Source organism: Pseudoalteromonas sp. M58 (assembly GCF_042604605.1).
Lineage (GTDB): Bacteria > Pseudomonadota > Gammaproteobacteria > Enterobacterales > Alteromonadaceae > Pseudoalteromonas > Pseudoalteromonas tetraodonis.
Genome location: NZ_CP152390.1, coordinates 3,157,242 through 3,175,303, shown reverse-complemented (window position 1 = coordinate 3,175,303; position 18,062 = coordinate 3,157,242). Strand labels below are relative to the sequence as shown.

19 protein-coding genes are annotated in these 18,062 nt (G+C 41.7%); 13 read left to right on the top strand and 6 right to left on the bottom strand.

What is annotated here, in order from left to right:
* The first annotated feature begins 175 nt into the window (after positions 1–175).
* From leuA to leuD, 4 genes are read left to right on the top strand one after another with little or no spacing between them, the layout of a single operon-like run.
* Positions 176–1,729, top strand: a complete 1,554-nt coding sequence (gene leuA / locus AAGD16_RS14645) for a 2-isopropylmalate synthase (RefSeq protein ID WP_377112664.1) — start codon at positions 176–178, stop codon at positions 1,727–1,729.
* Positions 1,726–2,802, top strand: coding sequence for a 3-isopropylmalate dehydrogenase (leuB, locus tag AAGD16_RS14640; RefSeq protein ID WP_013466156.1), 1,077 nt, complete (start codon positions 1,726–1,728; stop codon positions 2,800–2,802). Before leuA ends, leuB begins: the two co-directional genes overlap by 4 nt.
* A gap of 56 nt (positions 2,803–2,858) precedes the next feature.
* Positions 2,859–4,259, top strand: a complete 1,401-nt coding sequence (leuC, locus tag AAGD16_RS14635; RefSeq protein WP_008465616.1) for a 3-isopropylmalate dehydratase large subunit — start codon at positions 2,859–2,861, stop codon at positions 4,257–4,259.
* Positions 4,259–4,858 (top strand): 3-isopropylmalate dehydratase small subunit, encoded by a 600-nt coding sequence (gene leuD / locus AAGD16_RS14630; protein ID WP_013466155.1) that lies wholly within the window; start codon positions 4,259–4,261, stop codon positions 4,856–4,858. The genes leuC and leuD overlap by 1 nt, the downstream gene beginning before the upstream one ends.
* 51 nt (positions 4,859–4,909) lie before the next feature.
* Here the strand turns inward: leuD and AAGD16_RS14625 are convergent, their stop codons facing one another.
* Positions 4,910–5,203: a hypothetical protein gene (locus tag AAGD16_RS14625; protein ID WP_013466154.1), complete on the bottom strand. Its 294-nt coding sequence runs from the start codon at positions 5,201–5,203 to the stop codon at positions 4,910–4,912.
* 385 nt (positions 5,204–5,588) lie between these two features.
* On the opposite strand from AAGD16_RS14625, the gene AAGD16_RS14620 reads away from it, so the two are divergent.
* Positions 5,589–6,185 (top strand): hypothetical protein, encoded by a 597-nt coding sequence (locus tag AAGD16_RS14620; protein WP_028834823.1) that lies wholly within the window; start codon positions 5,589–5,591, stop codon positions 6,183–6,185.
* A gap of 74 nt (positions 6,186–6,259) precedes the next feature.
* Here AAGD16_RS14620 and AAGD16_RS14615 read toward each other — a convergent pair whose 3' ends face one another.
* On the bottom strand, positions 6,260–6,640 hold the full coding sequence (locus tag AAGD16_RS14615; protein ID WP_377112659.1) for a hypothetical protein: 381 nt from the start codon (positions 6,638–6,640) through the stop codon (positions 6,260–6,262).
* Between the two features lie 95 nt (positions 6,641–6,735).
* Here AAGD16_RS14615 and AAGD16_RS14610 point away from each other — a divergent pair, with 95 nt between their 5' ends.
* Positions 6,736–7,179: a TerB family tellurite resistance protein gene (locus AAGD16_RS14610; protein WP_013466151.1), complete on the top strand. Its 444-nt coding sequence runs from the start codon at positions 6,736–6,738 to the stop codon at positions 7,177–7,179.
* A 7-nt stretch (positions 7,180–7,186) separates the two neighbouring features.
* Here AAGD16_RS14610 and AAGD16_RS14605 read toward each other — a convergent pair whose 3' ends face one another.
* Positions 7,187–7,753, bottom strand: a complete 567-nt coding sequence (locus AAGD16_RS14605) for an NADPH-dependent FMN reductase (protein WP_377112656.1) — start codon at positions 7,751–7,753, stop codon at positions 7,187–7,189.
* Positions 7,754–7,869: 116 nt separating this feature from the next.
* Between AAGD16_RS14605 and AAGD16_RS14600 the strand changes: the two genes are divergently transcribed.
* Positions 7,870–8,766, top strand: coding sequence for a LysR family transcriptional regulator (locus AAGD16_RS14600; protein ID WP_013466149.1), 897 nt, complete (start codon positions 7,870–7,872; stop codon positions 8,764–8,766).
* A gap of 5 nt (positions 8,767–8,771) precedes the next feature.
* Here the strand turns inward: AAGD16_RS14600 and norR are convergent, their stop codons facing one another.
* Positions 8,772–10,337 (bottom strand): nitric oxide reductase transcriptional regulator NorR, encoded by a 1,566-nt coding sequence (gene norR, locus AAGD16_RS14595; RefSeq protein WP_377114834.1) that lies wholly within the window; start codon positions 10,335–10,337, stop codon positions 8,772–8,774.
* Between the two features lie 165 nt (positions 10,338–10,502).
* Between norR and hmpA the strand changes: the two genes are divergently transcribed.
* Positions 10,503–11,684, top strand: coding sequence for an NO-inducible flavohemoprotein (gene hmpA / locus AAGD16_RS14590; RefSeq protein WP_377112651.1), 1,182 nt, complete (start codon positions 10,503–10,505; stop codon positions 11,682–11,684).
* A 39-nt stretch (positions 11,685–11,723) separates the two neighbouring features.
* Here hmpA and AAGD16_RS14585 read toward each other — a convergent pair whose 3' ends face one another.
* A complete protein-coding gene (locus tag AAGD16_RS14585) occupies positions 11,724–12,377 on the bottom strand; it encodes an endonuclease (RefSeq protein ID WP_013466146.1) in 654 nt (217 codons plus the stop codon).
* Between the two features lie 252 nt (positions 12,378–12,629).
* Between AAGD16_RS14585 and AAGD16_RS14580 the strand changes: the two genes are divergently transcribed.
* Positions 12,630–13,010, top strand: coding sequence for a hypothetical protein (locus AAGD16_RS14580; RefSeq protein WP_036983336.1), 381 nt, complete (start codon positions 12,630–12,632; stop codon positions 13,008–13,010).
* A 29-nt stretch (positions 13,011–13,039) separates the two neighbouring features.
* On the opposite strand, the gene AAGD16_RS14575 is transcribed toward AAGD16_RS14580, so the two are convergent.
* Positions 13,040–13,483: a PaaI family thioesterase gene (locus tag AAGD16_RS14575; protein ID WP_013466144.1), complete on the bottom strand. Its 444-nt coding sequence runs from the start codon at positions 13,481–13,483 to the stop codon at positions 13,040–13,042.
* Between the two features lie 198 nt (positions 13,484–13,681).
* On the opposite strand from AAGD16_RS14575, the gene lexA reads away from it, so the two are divergent.
* The 4 genes from lexA (at position 13,682) to AAGD16_RS14555 (ending at position 18,057) form a co-directional block, all read left to right on the top strand.
* Complete coding sequence (gene lexA / locus AAGD16_RS14570; RefSeq protein ID WP_008114166.1) at positions 13,682–14,299, top strand: transcriptional repressor LexA; 618 nt, start codon at positions 13,682–13,684, stop codon at positions 14,297–14,299.
* 493 nt (positions 14,300–14,792) lie between these two features.
* The gene (coxB, locus tag AAGD16_RS14565) at positions 14,793–15,935 is read left to right on the top strand and encodes a cytochrome c oxidase subunit II (protein WP_013466140.1); all 1,143 of its coding nucleotides are present in this window, start codon (positions 14,793–14,795) and stop codon (positions 15,933–15,935) included.
* Positions 15,935–17,527, top strand: coding sequence for a cytochrome c oxidase subunit I (gene ctaD, locus AAGD16_RS14560; RefSeq protein ID WP_028834828.1), 1,593 nt, complete (start codon positions 15,935–15,937; stop codon positions 17,525–17,527). Before coxB ends, ctaD begins: the two co-directional genes overlap by 1 nt.
* Positions 17,527–18,057 (top strand): cytochrome c oxidase assembly protein, encoded by a 531-nt coding sequence (locus AAGD16_RS14555; protein WP_013466139.1) that lies wholly within the window; start codon positions 17,527–17,529, stop codon positions 18,055–18,057. Before ctaD ends, AAGD16_RS14555 begins: the two co-directional genes overlap by 1 nt.
* The last annotated feature ends 5 nt before the right edge of the window (positions 18,058–18,062 follow it).

The following is an 18,062-nucleotide window of genomic DNA, read 5'->3' as shown; positions in this document are numbered from 1 at the left end:
ATGCAAACTAATCGTTTAATTACACTAAAACTAAACCTCTTACTGCTGTGGCAAGTGAGCGGGGATTAGTGTGTTTGCATTGAGCTAAACAACAAAACCCCGCAATTGCGGGGTTTTTTTTATCTCGCTGCAGGGATAAATCGAAATTTGGGTAACACAGGAATGAGAGGCAGTTATGCAAGAGCAAGATAAAGTATGGATTTTTGATACCACCTTACGTGATGGCGAACAGGCACTTAAAGCAAGCCTGACTGAAGATGATAAAATTCAACTAGCGCATACCATTAGCCGCTTAAATGTGGATGTCATGGAAGTGGGCTTTCCGGTTTCGAGCCCCGCTGACTTTCGCTCAGTGCAGCGAATTGCCACTGAAGTAAAAGGCCCTATTATTTGTGGCTTAGCACGCTCGGTTGCCAAAGATATTGAAGCCTGTGGCGAGGCGCTTCGCAGTGCACAGCAAAGCCGTATTCATACTTTTATTGCAACCAGCCCTTTACACCTTGAGCATAAACTACGTATGAGCTTAGATGATGCAACCGCGATGGCGGTTAAATCAATCAAGCTTGCCCGTAATTACACTGATGATGTGGAATTTTCATGTGAAGACGCAGGACGTACACCACATTGGGATTTATGCAAAATAGTTGAGCAAGCTATTAATGCCGGTGCATCCACGATTAACTTGCCAGATACCGTCGGTTTTGTAACGCCAGATGAATACGCAGCAATGATCCGTCATTTAATGAACAACGTGCCAAATATTGATAAAGCCCGTTTAAGTGTGCATTGCCATAACGACTTAGGCTTAGCCGTTGCTAACTCTGTTGCTGCCGTTCAAGCCGGTGCGCGCCAAATCGAATGCACCATTAATGGTATAGGGGAGCGCGCGGGTAATTGTTCACTTGAAGAAGTGGCGATGATCATGAAAATGCGCAAAGACCATTTAAACGTATATACCGATATAAAAAGCGAAGAAATTTACCGCGCCTCTCGCCAAGTAGCCAAAATTTGTAATATGCCGGTACAGCCAAATAAAGCGATTGTTGGCGAAAATGCGTTTGCCCACAGTTCAGGTATTCACCAAGATGGTGTATTAAAAGCGCAAAATACCTATGAAATTATGTTACCTGAAAGTGTGGGTGTGCCAAGTAATCAATTAAATATGACCTCGCGTTCAGGGCGTCATGTTATAGAGCATCGCTTAGAAGAGTTAGGTTATCAAAAATCTGATTACGACATGGATAGCTTATACCAAAGTTTCGTTGCGTTAGCTGACCAAAAAGGCACAGTATATGACTACGACCTAGAAGCAATGATTTACTTTAATCAAATCAGTGACAAAGATGAAAAATATCAATTAGAGTTTGTTCACTCTACGTCGAACTCTCAATCGGTAGCCAGCTCAACGATAGGTTTGTTGATTGATGGCGAAGCAAAACAAGAAGCGGCCACAGGTAACGGCCCGGTAGAAGCCTCATTTGCAGCCATTGAGCGCTTAACTGGTATGAGCGTTGAAATGATTGAATACAATTTAGAGGCCACGGGCCAAGGTGCAAGCTCATTAGGACAAGTGAATATTATTGCTAAATATGATGGCCGTCCTTATCACGGTGCCGGTATTGCGGCCGATGTGGTCGAAGCCTCAGTACGCGCTATGGTTCGGGTTTATAACTTAATTTATCGAGCACAAAAAGTGTCTGATTTAAAACAACAAAGGAAAGCAGGATGAGTAAAACACATTACAGCGTTGCCGTATTAGCGGGCGACGGTATTGGCCCAGAAGTTATGGCAGCTGCAGAGCAAGTGCTTGATGCAGTAAGTGATAAGTTTGGTTTTACTCTGAACCGTGAACACCACGCGATTGGCGGAGCAGCGATTGATGAGTTTGGCAAAGCCCTTCCTGATACCACTTTAAAAGCATGTGAAAACGCCGATGCTATTTTATTTGGCTCCGTGGGTGGTCCTAAGTGGGAACATTTACCACCTAATGACCAACCGGAGCGCGCGTCATTGTTACCACTGCGTAAGCACTTTGGTTTGTTTTGTAACTTACGCCCTGCTCAGTTGTTACCCGCATTAAGCGCTGCATCACCACTACGTGCTGATATTAGCGAAAAAGGCTTTGATATTTTATGTGTGCGCGAGCTAACGGGTGGTATTTATTTTGGTGAGAAAGGCCGCAGTGGCGAAGGGGCAGAAGAAACTGCATTTGATACGCAAACTTATTCACGTAAAGAGATAGAGCGTATTGCACGTTTTGCTTTTGAGGCCGCTAAGTTGCGCAGCAATCATGTGACCTCGGTTGATAAAGCCAATGTTTTAGCATCAAGCGTTTTATGGCGCGAAGTGGTAACCGAAGTGAGTAAAGACTTTCCAGAAGTGAGCTTAGATTACATTTATGTAGATAACGCAGCAATGCAGCTGGTTAAGCAACCTAGCCAATTTGATGTATTACTTTGCGATAATTTATTTGGTGATATTTTATCGGACGAGTGCGCCATGATCACTGGTTCGATGGGTCTATTACCGTCGGCAAGTTTGAATCAATCAGGCTTTGGCTTGTATGAACCCGCGGGTGGTTCAGCGCCTGATATCGCCGGAAAAGGGGTGGCAAACCCAATCGCACAAATTTTAAGTGCCGCCTTAATGCTACGTTACTCATTAGGCCAAGACGAAGCGGCTCGTACGATTGAAAAAGCAGTCGCAGAGGCGGTTGAAGCTGGTGTGGGAACGCCGGATATTTATCCGCAGGGCGGCTATACCACCACCGATGTAGCAGCGGCCATCGTTTCACGCATTTAATTATTAAAGCCACAACACCGTCAGGCTGTGGCTCAATCAGATCAGGGAGTTAGCAAGTGGCCCAAACCTTATACAATAAAATTTGGCAAGCACACACCGTTGCCAGCATTAATGAGCAAACCGATTTACTTTATATTGACCGTCATTTAGTACACGAAGTGACGTCACCACAAGCATTTGCCGGCTTACGTGAAAAAAATCGTAAAGTGCGTTGTCCAGAAAAAACCATTGCCACCATGGATCATAATGTTTCAACTAAAAGTCGTTCACTGGATGCAGCCAGCGAAGTCTCTAAAAATCAATTAATGGCACTGGATGCAAACTGTAAAGAATTTGGCATTTTGCTGTACGACTTAAATTCAGTAAACCAAGGCATAGTGCATGTTATTGGCCCTGAGCAGGGGATTACTTTACCAGGTACCACTATAGTCTGCGGCGATAGTCATACTTCAACGCATGGTGCGTTTGGTGCCTTGGCACATGGTATTGGTACCTCAGAGGTTGAGCATGTATTAGCTACGCAAACACTACAGCAAAAAAAGGCGAAGTCGTTAAAAATTCAAATTAACGGTGTATTACGCCCTACAGTAACAGCTAAAGATTTAATTATGGCGGTTATTGGTAAGCTAGGCACTGCTGGTGGCACTGGCTATGTGGCTGAATTTTGTGGTGAAGGCATAGAAGCTCTATCAATGGAAGCCCGTATGACATTGTGTAACATGAGCATTGAAATGGGTGCCAAGGCAGGTTTAATTGCCCCAGATAAAATCACTTACGAGTACTTAAAAGGCCGCCCGTTTGCACCCAAAGGTGCTGATTTTGATGCCGCTGTTGCCTACTGGGAAACTTTAAAAACGGATGATGGTGCTCATTTTGATTTAGAAGTAGAGTTAGATGCAGGCAGTATTCAACCGCAAGTTACTTGGGGGACTAATCCAGAGCAAGTGATTGGCGTTGATGAATGTATTCCAGATCCAGATAAAGAAACCGATTTAATTAAAGCCGATGCAATTCGCAGTGCGCTTAAATACATGGGCTTAAAAGCGGGCGATAAACTATCAAGCGCCAAAGTAGACACGGTATTTATTGGCTCATGCACCAACAGCCGCATTGAAGATTTACGCGCTGCAGCAAAAATTGTTGAAGGTAAACAGGTTTTAGCTGGTATTGAAGCGCTGATTGTTCCAGGCTCAGGCTTAGTTAAGCAGCAAGCTGAAGATGAAGGCTTAGCCGATATTTTTAAAGCTGCAGGGTTTGAGTGGCGCGAGCCGGGTTGTTCGATGTGTTTAGCTATGAACGATGACCGTTTAGGAGCTGGTAAACGCTGTGCTTCCACCTCGAATCGTAATTTTGAAGGTCGCCAAGGTCGCGGCGGGCGTACACACTTAGTGAGCCCTGCAATGGCGGCAGCAGCTGCAATACATGGTCACTTTGTTGATATTAGAGGAGAAGCTTAATGAGCATCTATTTTAGCGGCTTAATGGCCCCACTTGATAAAAACAACGTCGATACCGACCAAATTATTCCTAAGCAGTTTTTAACCTCAACAAGCCGTGATGGTTTTGATGCAGCACTGTTTTACGATTGGCGTTATTTAGATAATGGCGAGCCAAACCCTGAATTTATTTTAAACCGTCCTTGTTACCAAGGCGCGCAAATATTATTAACCCGCGATAATTTTGGCTGTGGCTCATCACGCGAGCACGCACCATGGGCATTAAAGCAATATGGGTTTGAAGTGATTTTAGCTGAAAGCTTTGCTGATATTTTCTTTAATAACTGTGGTAACAATCAAATGCTTGCTATTGCATTGCCAGCGCAAACGCTGGAAGAGTTATTTGTGTTAAGTGAGCAGCACGACGATATTCACATTGATGTGGATCTTGAAAACCAAGTGCTTACCAGCAATAAGTTTGCGCCAATTCGCTTTGATATTCGCAAAGACGTAAAAGAGCGTTTATTAAGTGGCTTAGATTTTATTGGTGTAACCGAAACCCTCAATCCGCAAATTGATGCGTTTGAAAAGCAGTTAGCCGCAGAAAGACCGTGGCAGTAACCTTTTACATATGAAACTGGAGCGCAACTTAGGTTGCGCTTTTTTAATCGCTTATATTAAAAAACCACGCAATAAGCTTGCTAATGTAATCATTGCCATTAGTAATAAATTGAGAGTTTTAAATTTCTGGTAGCGGACTACCTTTGGGTCGTTGATAGTCGAAAAAAAACCATCTTTAAATGACTCAGCAAGATTGGCATAGGGTGTCCCATCTAATGAATTTTGTGATAATTTTTTCCATTGTTCTGGGTGCTGCTCAGCAAGGTGTTGATATATGTGCAGAGTGTAGCGATTTTGAATAATTAATAGTAATACGATGATTATTAAGCCGATATATTTTTCCATTTAAATATGTGCTCCGCGCTAAAACTGGCTTTACGTTTATACCAATCCGCAATAATACTCAATCATTTTGCGGGGCTAAACGTGTCGCTATCTGTGTTAAAAAATTCTCATTTAGAACAACTAAATAGCGAATTTCTTGCCTAGCTATCAACCCGTTTTTCCTGCCTCAAAATAGACCGCTTAATTAAGCGAGTTGGTATTAGTTATTTCTCCTTTATCAAACAACGATATTTAATTTCTCATTTTCTTTCAAGCGATATTTTTTTACCAATTAATTAAAGCAAAGCTCCATTGTTCTGTTAATTTTTATTGCTGTTCATCGTGATTATTTTCTTTGTGTTTGCTTAAACGCTAAGCTGATTTTTTACATGTTTAGGGACACATTATGAAATTATTAACAGCTGCAGCGTTTATGCTGGCATCAACCGCTGCATTAGCTCGCCCAGCACCTTTAGTATCAATTCCAAGTCATGATAGCTTTTTCAATAGTATTGCTGCTCACTGCGGTAAAGCTTTCGAGGGTAAAGTAACGGTTGATAATGCAACAGGGCCGAGTTCATTTGCCGATAAAAAGTTAATTATGCATGTGCGTAAGTGTAATGACCGTGAGTTACAGGTGCCGTTTCATGTCGGTGATGATGCTTCACGTACGTGGATCATTACTAAAACAGGTAGTGGTTTGAGCCTAAAGCACGATCATCGCCATAAAGATGGCAGCGATGATGTGTCTACTATGTATGGCGGTCATACTGTGGATGCGGGTTTTGCTAATATGCAGTCATTCCCTGCAGATCAGTATTCAAAAGAGTTATTTGTTAGCCAAGGCATACCGCAATCGGTAGGCAATACATGGCAAATGTATATTTACCCTGAACAGTTCACTTATCGACTTATTCGCCAAGGTCGCGAATTCCGTGTTGATTTTGATTTAACTAAACCTATCACACCACCGGCTGCGCCGTGGGGATATGGCGTTAACTAACTTAGTTCAGGTTAACTACAGTAAAACCACAGGCTATTTTAATACTCAGTGGTTTTACTGAAAATAACGAGGTGTTATTTTTTTGAGGTTTTTTCTGCAGGCATTTCACACTGCACAAATACACTGAGCGGTGGCTGATAAGCACGCGGTTTAGTTGGAAAGCGTTGGTACTCCTGTACGCCCTCGGTCACTTTTAACATAAAAGGATTATCGTGACATAAACGATTTGCGTGGCGCAACAAAAACACACTTTGGTTTCTAAAATGTGGGTAGTCGTCAGACTGTATTTCTAAGTGGTAATTGTTAGTGTCTATTTGAGTTTGCTTATAATGCACCTTTTCATCAAAATCATAAAGTCGCTGCATTTCACTTTGCTCTGCCGACACACTCAAACACCCCGTTAATAAACAGCAGCTAATGATTCCATGTATGTAATGATTGGCTTTTATACTCATAAACCTTTAACTCCATCTTGATTTTGGGTAGTGTGATCAGCATATCTATTAAACCCGTTATAATATAAGTCTAACACCCAAAAAGGGGAAATGTGATGTTCAAGCAAATTAAACAGCTTTTTTCGAGTATTGATCAGCAAGATTATGATATTGAACAACATGATTTAAAAACAGCGGTTGCCGCATTATTAATTGAGGTAATGCGAGCGGATAACGATTTACAGGCTGATGAGCAACATACGCTAAGTCTAACATTAAAAAAATATTTTGATTTAACGGATGAAGCAGTAGATGAGTTAACCGAGCAAGCAAGTGCAAGCTTAGATGACGCCATTGATTATTTTCAATTTTCTAAGCAAATTAACAATCAATGTAGTGCACAGCAACGCATTGATATAGTTGAATTACTTTGGCGTTTAGCGTACTCCGATGGAGAACTTGATCCACAAGAAGAATACGTTATTCGTCGTGTTGCTAATTTATTGTATGTTACCCATGAAGACTTTATTGCTGCAAAGCTTGCAGCAACAAAGTTATAGTGGCTGCTTATTTAAGCTTACTTGCTACGCTAACTAACTGCTGTGCAAGACCAGCCACTTTTTCAGCGGTAGCGGGGTCGCTAATTCGACCGTTGTCATCTAATAAAGTATGAATAGCCGGTACTGCCAGTTGGTTCGCTAATACTAAGCTGCCAATGCCTGATAATATATCACGCACATGATTTAAGCCCCGTAAACCGCCCAACCCACCTGGTGAGGCTGCATATAACGCGGTTACTTTATTTGCAAATGCAGGCTCTGCGCCTTGTTCGGTGCGCGATACCCAATCAATAGCATTTTTTAACACGGCGGTAATAGAGCCATTATATTCTGGGCTGGCCAGCAAAATGCCATCGGCTGCGCGAAGTTTGTCTTTAAGTTGTTGTACACCGGCTGGTGTGCCTTGTGCCTCGAGATCTTCATCAAACATAGGAATGGCTAAGTCTGCGAGTTTAATCACTTCTACTTCAGCGCCACTTTCTAAAGCAAAGCGTGCCGCTTCGTTAATGAGTTTTTGATGAAAGCTATCTTTACGTAAGCTACCTGCTAGGGCAATAATTTTTGGTGTTGTCATGAGCTGCTCCTGATAATGAGTTTGTATAATGTGACTTTAACAAATAATCACTTGCAGAAAAGCCAAATAAACGCAAAACTTGTGTGCGTATATGCACAGATTAAAGAGTAGTTATCATGGCAATTCAATTTAATGATTGGCAAGACCTGAAGGTTGCTTACGAGGTAGCGCGCTTAGGTACTTTAACTGCCGCGGCCGAAGTGTTAGATGTTCACCATAGTACGGTGCTCAGGCGAATAAATAACTTAGAAAAAAGCTTAAATGCGCGACTATTTCATCGCCATGCTCGCGGCTACAAAGTCACAGAAATTGGCGCTAAGTTATTTACCACAGCACAAGCGATTAATGGTGAACTAGAGCGCCTACATAATGACATTATTGCTGCAGATAGCACCTTGCAAGGTAGCTTGTTACTCACCACAGTTAGTGGCTTTATTGATGTATTAAGTGAGGTGTGTGAGCAGTTTCAAACCTTGCATCCGCAAGTGCAATTACAAGTGATTATGGATCAAAAACGCTTACGTTTAGATCATGGCCAAGCACATATCGCAGTAAGAGCTGGACCCAGACCGGATGAGGGTGATTATATTGCTCAGCATTTAGCGGCGCTCTCGTCAGGATTTTATGCATCAAAGCATTACATTAGCCGTTATGGGTTGCCACAAACATTAGCGCAACTATCGCTGCATAGCTTTGTGTCAGGTGTAGCAGGGTATAATGCCAAAGTGCCTTACTTTGCATGGGTTGATGAAAATATTCCCCCGTCGCAAGTTAAGCTAAGAGTGTCAGAAACCTCAGAAGCGACCCGCGCCATAGTTAAAGGACTCGGTATTGGCGGATTACAGCATGATGTTGCAGCGCAATACTCTGATTTAGTCCCTGTACTGCCTAATGAATTGAGTTGGCCAACCGATTTGTGGCTGGTTACGCATCATTTAGTGCATCGAACGGCAAAAGTTCAAGCGTTTAGTCAGCTATTAAAAAATTATTTTAGGCAGCGAAAGTTAAGTTAAAAAGGCTACAACGATTTTTTTATTGAAACACCTAAGCGCTTGGCTAGCCGCGTTAAGTTAGCGCGGTCCACCTGTAAACTACGCGCTGTGCTTGCCCAGTTATAATTATGTTGTTTAAGTTGCTGTATTATAAGTTGCTGAGTATAGGTATCTATGGCTTGCTTTAACGAAATGTTGTTTGCTAAAGGTGGGATTACAAGCTGGTTTGAGTGTTCAAGAGCTAAGGTGTTAACAGCGCTTAAATTTAGCTCACAATGCGCAGGTTCAATAGTAATAATTGGTTGCTGCCACTGATGTTGCTTAGCCTTTAATGCAGCCCGATTAATCACATGCTCAAGCTCCCTCACATTGCCTGGCCAGTCATATTTTTTAAGCAGCAGTTGCGTTTCAATACTGAGTTTTAGCTGTTTAATAGCGAGCTTGCGGGCTGTTTTTTCTGCAAAATAACCGGCTAATAAAATAACATCTTCATCACGGGCTTTCAATGGAGCGACTGTGAGTGGATAAACACTTAATCGATGGTACAAATCGGCGCGAAACCGTCCTTGTGTTACTTCGTGTTTTAGGTCGCGATTGGTTGCTGCAATCACTCTAACATCGACATATTTAAGTTCATCTTCGCCAACGGTTTGTACTTCGCCACTTTGCAGTACGCGTAATAATTTACTTTGCATAGCCAGAGGCAGCTCGCCGATTTCATCTAAAAATAAGGTGCCGCCATCGGCTAACTGAAATTTACCTTGGCGGGCATTTTGGGCGCCGGTAAAAGCGCCTTTTGCATGGCCAAAAAATTCACTTTCTGCGAGGTTTTCAGGCAGTGATGCACAATTTAAATGAATTAATGGCTGATCTTTACGTGCGGAGTGTAAGTGAATATTACGTGCCACCAACTCTTTGCCGACCCCAGTATCACCTAAAATAAGGACACTAAAGTTTGATGCCGCAACCAGTTTTATCTCATTTTTAAGCGTTTGTATTGTAGAGCTTTGGCCAATAATTTCACCACCATCACGTTTGAGCGCCTCACGGTTTAACGCTTGTACTAATTCACTAGAGTGCTGCGCATGTTGTTTGTAATGGGCAAGCTCTAGGGCTGTTTTAAAGTGCGCACTGCACAAGGTTTGTAAGGTGTTGAGTGTATCAGTGGTAATACCGTAAAACGCATTGGCGTTAAGGCTATCAAAGGTCAGAATGCCAAGTAGTGCGTTTTTATCATAAAGGGGTAACCCTAAGCAGGCATGCACTGGAATATCACCGGTTTTAGCCAGTAGTAGCCCGTCGTATGGATCAGGTAGTGGACAGTCATGTGCAAATTGCAGAGCCAAACGACTACTGCAGATGGCTTTAAGGCGAGGATGCTCCGCAATATCAAAACGTCGTCCTAGGCTATCGGGCATAAGACCTTTAATGGCTAAGGGTTTTAATTGCTCACCTTGGCGAATTAATAATGCACTGGCATCGCTGGGAATAACACGTTCAACCGTGGCTAAAAGTTGCTCAAAACTGTGAGCATGTAACGTACTTTGCGCAAGTTCTAATGCAACTTGCGTCAGGTTGAATTGTTGGTTCATGTCAAAATGACCTGTTAGTGTATTTTTACAGGTTTTATAGTAGGTCATAAAGACTCATCTTGTAAAGTGAGTTAATTTAACCTTTTGAATATTATAGGTTTAATTAGTTGGCACGCTCTGTGTAATGCTAAATGCAAGCAGTTAGTTAGTACATAGGAAATAAACATGTTATCCGATAAAACCATACAAATAGTTAAAAGCACGGTGCCATTGCTTGCAGAGGCAGGTACGGTCGTAACCGATCATTTTTACAAGCGCATGTTTAGTCATAACCCCGAACTTAAACATATTTTTAATATGACTAATCAAGAAACGGGTCGTCAGCAATTTGCATTATTTAATGCGTTGGCTGCGTACGCGCAAAATATTGATAATTTAGCCGTGTTAAAAGAGGCGCTAGCGCGAATTAATCATAAGCATACCAGCTTAAATATTTTACCTGAGCATTATCCTATTGTGGGCGCACATTTAATTGGTACGTTAAAAGAGCTTATTCCTGAGCAGTTTACTGCCGATGTTGAATATGCGTGGCGCGAAGCCTACGGTGTACTTGCTGATATTTGTATTACCGAAGAAGCGGCATTGTATGCGCACAGTAAAAACAACCATGGTGGCTGGGCAGGCACGCGCCAGTTTGAAATTACTGATAAACATGTTGAATCTGAATTCGTAACTAGTTTTACGCTGACACCTGTGGATGGTAAAGCAGTTATTACCTACAAGCCAGGACAGTACATTGGCATTAAAGTTAAGCCTGAGGGCGCAGAATATGAAGAGATCCGCCAGTATTCTATTTCGCAAAAGAGCAATGCTAAAAACTATCGTATTAGCGTTAAAAAAGAGTGCCTACCAAAGCCTGGCGTGGTGTCTAATTATTTACACTCACTAGAGCAAGGCGCACGAGTAGAGTTATACCCGCCAGCGGGAGATTTTATTTTAAAAAATGAGACAACTCCAGTGGTACTTATTTCAGCAGGTGTTGGCCAAACCCCGATGATGGCAATGCTGCAAACGCTACTTAGTGGTGATAAAAATCAAGCGATTAGTTATTTGCACGCGTGTGAAAATAGCCGCGAATTTTCATTTAAAGGGTATTTAGCGCAGCAAACGGCAATGCATCCACAGCTAAAAACATTTACTTGGTTTAATCAAGGTGGCGAGGAGTGTGATTTCACTGGGCTAATGGATTTAACGGTGCTTGAGGCATCATTACCTATTAGCGAAGGGGCATTTTATTTGTGTGGACCAGCATCATTTATGGCTAACGTAAAAGGCCAGCTACTTGATTTAGGTGTGCAAAGCTCAAACATTCACTACGAAATATTTGGACCACACCAAGCGTTATAGGTTAATTAAAAGCGTGTGTTACACGCTTTTAATTTAAACTTACAGCTTTTTACTATTTGTGTTAGCAGCATAAGCTTGTTGTTGCCAAGCATTAAATAGCTTTTGTTGTTTAGCTGAAATTTTTAAACCATACGTTTTTTGCATGTAAGCGTACGCATCGGCAATGCGTTTACGTGCATGAACAGGCGGTTCAACAACACGTTGTTTAAAATTAACTTTAACCTCACAGCGACCATATTGCGTCGCGTTTTGGGCTAACATACCAAAGCGATAGTTTGAGCGATCGGCGTTAATTTCACCAATTGCAGGGGCTAAATTGTTTATATCGGCTTCCATCATGCGAAACTTAGCGCTAACTTTGCGGCAGTTTTTACGCCCACCATCTTGCCAACATTGTAACTGGTGACCAAATTCCCATGCAGGGACAATATGTTCCCATTCAATTCGCAATGCACGTTGATTTACTTTGCCTGAGCGGGTTAGTGTGTTGCGAGGCACGTAGCCACAATGGGTAGGATCGGGTACTAACTTTTTGCCTTGTTTTTTTATATCGCAACCACAATAAATACTTTTAGCGTTTTCGGGAAGGGTATTAATTAAGTGCTTTTTGGCACTCGAAAACCGCGTAAATTGTTCGCCCATTGCTGAAAAACAAGCACAGCAAGCCAACAAAGCTAAAATAAACCGAATCATATCCATCACATACGTGAACTACAGGAGCGGCTAGTTTAAGGCCTAGAATAAAAAAGTAAACTGCCACCGGCATGCTTTAATTTTAATTTGCGTATTTTGTAGAGGGCGTTTTTGAGGAGTAAATAGTGGGCAATATTCAGAGGCTAACGCTAAAAATGCGTTAATGAGGTGATTCCTGCGTTGTTGATTTGGTATAACGGTAAAACTGCGTTAAAGTTTGCAATGAAATTAATAGAGGGTAAAAACGAGATAATGTCGGAAATTCAATTTTTAAATGTAGATCTAGAGCTTGAGTCAAAGCAAGATATTAGCGTATTAGTTGCTGATTTAAAAAAGGTCGCAACTATTTTACATTATGATAAAGACGAATACCGTCAACTTGCTCGCATAGAGGTTGCAGGTGAAATAACCACGCCAGATAAAGCGATTAATCACTTGTGTGAGTTAATCGAGTCGTGTTCACGCAATGCATTAAAGCAATGGTTGAGTTGCTCACGCAGAACCTTCGATATGGGGTTTGAGTCTGGCACTTCGCCAAAATGCTTTAACCAAGCCTTACATGCAGATACCTTGTTACGTATATCTGCAATTGGTGCAGGCGTAGAAATTACTATTTACCCTCTCGAAAAGTAATTTAATTTCAACCTTGGTTAATTGACTTACTAGCCTTTTCGCTCAACTACGGCTGCGGTCATCCGTGATACGCAGCAAAGCTCATTGCGGCTATTGGTTATTTTAATATCCCAAACCGAGCTGCGTTTGCCGATATGATAAGCTCTCGCTGTGGCCGTTAATGTGCCATTGCGTGATGCCTTTAAATGACTTGCACTGATCTCTTGGCCAACACAATAAAACCGATTGAAATCAACTACAAAATTAGCGGCATAACTTGCTACTGTTTCAGCAAGCACCACATTTGCACCACCATGAACGATACCCATAGGGTTATGATGCTCTGGAATTGCCGGCATAGTTGCCACTAAGTAGTCATCACCAATTTCACTGATCTCTATTCCCATGGTTTTCATGAGTGTCCCTTGGCCTGTAATACCTTGATCTAATTGCTTACAAAACTCTAATGTAATCGGTTGATGCCAAATACTCATGCTAGCTCCTTGGATAAGTAATTGAGAATTAAAATTTATTAATATGATAATGCGTTGCTAATAATTACATTTATCACCCTGCTTTTAAAGTAGGTTATTGTTTGATGATAACGGCATATAAGGCATTAATTTATATTTGCGATTTTTAAATAACTGTATATACTCACAGTTAATTGTACTGTATGGAAAACCAGTTGTATGCGACCATTAACGAAACGCCAAGCGCAAATACTCGAACTCATTAAAGTGTTTATTAAAGACACTGGTATGCCTCCTACACGTGCCGAAATTGCACAAACACTGGGTTTTAAAAGTGCGAATGCTGCAGAAGAACACTTAAAAGCACTGGCCAAAAAAGGTGTGATTAAAATGAAGCCAGGCGCGAGTCGGGGCATTCAGCTTGTTGAAGAAGAGGAGCCAGAGCAGTTAGGCTTACCTTTAATTGGCAGGGTGGCTGCCGGTGAGCCTATATTGGCGCAACAGCATGTAGAAAGCCACTGTAAAATTGACCCTTTAATGTTTAAACCTGCGGCCGATTTTTTATTGCGTGTTAACGGTATGAGTATGAAAGACATTGGTATTATGGATGGTGATTTACTTGCTGTGCATAAAACCCAAGTTGCCGAAAATGGACAAGTTATTGTTGCCCGTGTTGACGACGATGTAACCGTGAAGCGTTTAGAAAAAGCGGGCAGAAAAGTACTCTTACATGCTGAAAATGATGAGTTTTCAGCTATTGAGGTCGATTTAGAAAATGAGTCGTTCAATATTGAAGGCTTAGCGGTAGGTGTTATTCGTAACGCTGACTGGATGTAGTATTAAAGCATAATTTAGCGCTTAATAGTGATTAGGCGCTGGGTTTGTTAGCAGCACAATGTCTAACTTATCAAATGTATGACTATATGTTGTCAAGTGCTTCTCCTATCATAAATAAAATCACTAAATACTTTATAAATAAACAAATTTACTCTGCTTTTTTAAGTTAACAATTTTTTATATTTCTATCCTGTAATTTCAATACACCCCTTACTAAACCTGACTCTTAGATTAATTGCCTGACTAGTTGCTATTTTTTTAGCTGCGCATTTTAAAAAATACACCTTGTTTATTTTTCATACTCACCTTGCTTATTGTTTATTTTTTAACTAGTTATTAAAGAGCTGGAATAAAAATAACTCACAGCTTAGTCGTTTTGAGAACACACATTTACTAAATCCAGCACCCTTATAAAAAATAAAAATAACGAATAGGCGTTTAAGCCGTATGCCTCTTCGCTTTGCGTCAGCAATAGCATCAAAGGAGCCGTCACATGGGTAAGCTGAGTTCTTCCTTGTGGCTTATATTGTTTGTTTTTTCGCAGAATGTGCTTGCTAATAGCCAATATAATATGCGTAAAGGCGTAACCGATATAAGTAATAATGTATACCAACTGCACATGACTATTTTTTTAATATGTTGTGTGATTGGGGTGATCGTGTTTGCCATTATGTTTTGGGCACTCATTCATCATCGCAAATCTAAAGGGGCTGTCCCTGCCCAATTCCATGAAAGCACCAAAGTAGAAATACTGTGGACTGCGATCCCTTTTGTCATATTAATTGTTATGGCCATTCCTGCGACTAAAACCTTAATTGCCATGGAGGATGCCAGCAAAGCTGATCTCACCATTAAAATTACAGGCTCACAGTGGAAGTGGCATTACGAGTATATGGGGGAGGACGTTGAGTTTTATTCCATGCTAGCTACACCTCAAAATGAAATAACCAACCTTGCTGATAAAAACCCGAATTATTTACTCGAGGTCGATAAACCGCTGGTACTACCAATTAATCAAAAAGTACGTTTTTTAATGACTTCAGATGATGTTATTCACTCATGGTGGGTGCCTGACTTTGCCGTTAAAAAAGATGCAAACCCTGGGTTTATTAATGAAACATGGACCAATATTAATGAGGTTGGTACTTACCGTGGGCAGTGTGCAGAGCTTTGCGGTAAAGATCATGGTTTTATGCCTGTTGTGGTAGAAGCTAAAACAGAAGAAGACTTCAAAACGTGGTTAGCAGAGGCTAAACAAGCCAAGCAAAAAGCAGCTGCAGCAGACGCTGCGTTATTAGACCAAGTTGTACCAAAAGAAGAGCTGATGGCGCTTGGTGAGCAGGTTTATATGGCGAGCTGCGCGGCGTGCCATCAGCCAACAGGATTAGGCTTGCCGGGTGTTTTTCCGGCTCTTAAAGGCAGCCCAATAGTCATAGGTGATATCAAAGGGCATATAGATATTTTGCTCCACGGTAAACCAGGTACGGCTATGCAGTCTTTCGCAAAGCAATTATCAATCAAGCAAATAGCAGCTGTTATTACCTATAAACGCAACGCGTGGGGTAATGACACTGGTGATGTAATTCAACCGAGCGAGATACAAGCGGCACTGGATGCTGATGGGGAGGCTAAATAATGAGTAGCATTGCAGAACAACCTAATACCAATGAGGCTCATCATGCCCATCAACCTGCCACAGGCTTTAAGCGCTGGTTATTTACAACCAACCATAAAGATATAGGTAGCTTATATTTAATTTTTTCACTCACCATGTTTTTAATTGGTGGGGCAATGGCGATGGTTATTCGAGCTGAGTTATTTCAGCCGGGCCTACAACTGGTTGATCCTCACTTTTTTAATCAAATGACCACAGTGCATGGTTTAATAATGGTGTTTGGTGCGGTTATGCCAGCCTTTACCGGCTTGGCAAACTGGATGATCCCGCTAATGATTGGTGCGCCAGATATGGCCTTACCGAGAATGAATAACTGGAGCTTTTGGATTTTACCGTTTGCGTTTTTAATCCTATTAGCTTCATTATTTATGCCTGGTGGTGGCCCTGCATTTGGTTGGACCTTTTACGCGCCGCTTTCCACCACTTATAGTAACGACAACACAGCAATGTTTGTATTTGCTGTGCATATTATGGGTATTAGTTCGATTATGGGGGCCATTAATGTGGTGGTCACCATAGTAAATATGCGTGCTCCGGGTATGACGTGGATGAAGCTGCCGTTATTTGTGTGGACATGGTTGATCACGGCGTTTTTACTTATTGCAGTTATGCCGGTACTTGCTGGTGCAGTTACTATGGTGCTCACCGATAAATACTTCGCGACCAGTTTCTTTGATGCCGCTGGTGGTGGCGATCCGGTGATGTTCCAACATATTTTTTGGTTTTTTGGTCACCCTGAAGTTTATATTATGATTTTGCCTGCCTTTGGCATTATTTCTACGATTGTTCCCACCTTTTCACGTAAAAAACTATTTGGTTATGCCTCTATGGTGTATGCCACCTCCTCCATTGCCTTGTTGAGCTTTATTGTGTGGGCGCATCATATGTTTACCACTGGTATGCCCGTGGCGGGTGAGTTGTTTTTTATGTACGCGACTATGCTGATATCGGTACCTACCGGCGTAAAAGTATTTAACTGGGTAGCGACTATGTGGCGCGGGTCTATTAGCTTTGAAGTGCCAATGCTGTTTAGTATCGCATTTATTGTGTTGTTTACTTTAGGTGGTTTTTCGGGGTTGATGCTAGCGATTACACCTGCCGATTTCCAATATCATGATACCTATTTTGTGGTTGCACACTTTCATTATGTACTCGTAACGGGCGCGGTGTTTTCTATTATGGCGGGGGCTTATTATTGGCTGCCAAAATGGACCGGAAACATGTTCAATATTACCTTAGCAAAATGGCATTTTTGGTTGTCGTTAATAAGTGTAAATGTGCTGTTTTTCCCAATGCATTTTGTGGGGTTAGCCGGTATGCCACGCCGTATTCCAGATTATGCGCTACAGTTTGCTGATTTTAACGCCATTATTAGTATAGGTGGGTTTGCCTTTGGTTTATCGCAATTATTATTTGTGGTGGTTGTGTATAAATGTGCAAAAGGGGGCGACAAAGTGCCTGCAAAAGTTTGGGATGGAGCTGAGGGGCTTGAATGGGAAGTTGATTCACCTGCGCCTTATCATACGTTCTCAACGCCGCCGGACATTAAATAATGACTCACTTGCCGTTATTAAAAAAGCTGGTGGTGATTTGCATTGCAATGTTTGCATTTGCATTTGCCATGGTCCCTTTGTATGACGTGTTTTGCGATATAACGGGGCTTAATGGTAAGCCCTCGTTAGAGCAGGCACAGCAAAGTACCTTGGTCACTGAAAATAGAGAAGTCAGCGTTAGTTTCACTACGCATGCGCAAAGTGGTGCGCCTTTTGAAGTTAAATCTAAAGAGTACAGTGTAGATGTAAAGCCTGGGGCTATGCGTGAAGTTAAGTTTAGCGCTAAAAATAACAGTAATGAAGATAAAGTAATGCAGGCTATACCGTCGGTAGCACCAGGAAAAGCGGCCAAGTATTTACACAAAATAGCGTGTTTTTGCTTTGATCAGCAACCGTTAAAGGCAGGTGAAGAGCTGGAGTTTACATTATTGTTTTATGTAGATACTGAATTACCCAGTGATGTAGAAGAGTTAACCCTGTCTTATACCGTATTTGATATTAGCGAGCGGCTAGTAGCCAGTAATAACTAGCTTAT

Excerpts from the sequence above, each read along its gene's own strand:
- AAGD16_RS14585 (WP_013466146.1), bottom strand. The coding sequence starts at position 12,377 with ATGATTCGGTTTATTTTAGCTTTGTTGGCTTGCTGTGCTTGTTTTTCA.
- lexA (WP_008114166.1), top strand. The coding sequence starts at position 13,682 with ATGCGACCATTAACGAAACGCCAAGCGCAAATACTCGAACTCATTAAA.
- hmpA (WP_377112651.1), top strand. The coding sequence starts at position 10,503 with ATGTTATCCGATAAAACCATACAAATAGTTAAAAGCACGGTGCCATTG.
- norR (WP_377114834.1), bottom strand. The coding sequence starts at position 10,337 with ATGAACCAACAATTCAACCTGACGCAAGTTGCATTAGAACTTGCGCAA.
- AAGD16_RS14625 (WP_013466154.1), bottom strand. The coding sequence starts at position 5,203 with ATGGAAAAATATATCGGCTTAATAATCATCGTATTACTATTAATTATT.
- AAGD16_RS14615 (WP_377112659.1), bottom strand. The coding sequence starts at position 6,640 with ATGAGTATAAAAGCCAATCATTACATACATGGAATCATTAGCTGCTGT.
- leuA (WP_377112664.1), top strand. The coding sequence starts at position 176 with ATGCAAGAGCAAGATAAAGTATGGATTTTTGATACCACCTTACGTGAT.
- AAGD16_RS14620 (WP_028834823.1), top strand. The coding sequence starts at position 5,589 with ATGAAATTATTAACAGCTGCAGCGTTTATGCTGGCATCAACCGCTGCA.
- AAGD16_RS14610 (WP_013466151.1), top strand. The coding sequence starts at position 6,736 with ATGTTCAAGCAAATTAAACAGCTTTTTTCGAGTATTGATCAGCAAGAT.
- AAGD16_RS14580 (WP_036983336.1), top strand. The coding sequence starts at position 12,630 with ATGTCGGAAATTCAATTTTTAAATGTAGATCTAGAGCTTGAGTCAAAG.
- AAGD16_RS14600 (WP_013466149.1), top strand. The coding sequence starts at position 7,870 with ATGGCAATTCAATTTAATGATTGGCAAGACCTGAAGGTTGCTTACGAG.
- AAGD16_RS14605 (WP_377112656.1), bottom strand. The coding sequence starts at position 7,753 with ATGACAACACCAAAAATTATTGCCCTAGCAGGTAGCTTACGTAAAGAT.
- ctaD (WP_028834828.1), top strand. The coding sequence starts at position 15,935 with ATGAGTAGCATTGCAGAACAACCTAATACCAATGAGGCTCATCATGCC.
- coxB (WP_013466140.1), top strand. The coding sequence starts at position 14,793 with ATGGGTAAGCTGAGTTCTTCCTTGTGGCTTATATTGTTTGTTTTTTCG.
- leuD (WP_013466155.1), top strand. The coding sequence starts at position 4,259 with ATGAGCATCTATTTTAGCGGCTTAATGGCCCCACTTGATAAAAACAAC.
- leuB (WP_013466156.1), top strand. The coding sequence starts at position 1,726 with ATGAGTAAAACACATTACAGCGTTGCCGTATTAGCGGGCGACGGTATT.
- AAGD16_RS14575 (WP_013466144.1), bottom strand. The coding sequence starts at position 13,483 with ATGAGTATTTGGCATCAACCGATTACATTAGAGTTTTGTAAGCAATTA.
- AAGD16_RS14555 (WP_013466139.1), top strand. The coding sequence starts at position 17,527 with ATGACTCACTTGCCGTTATTAAAAAAGCTGGTGGTGATTTGCATTGCA.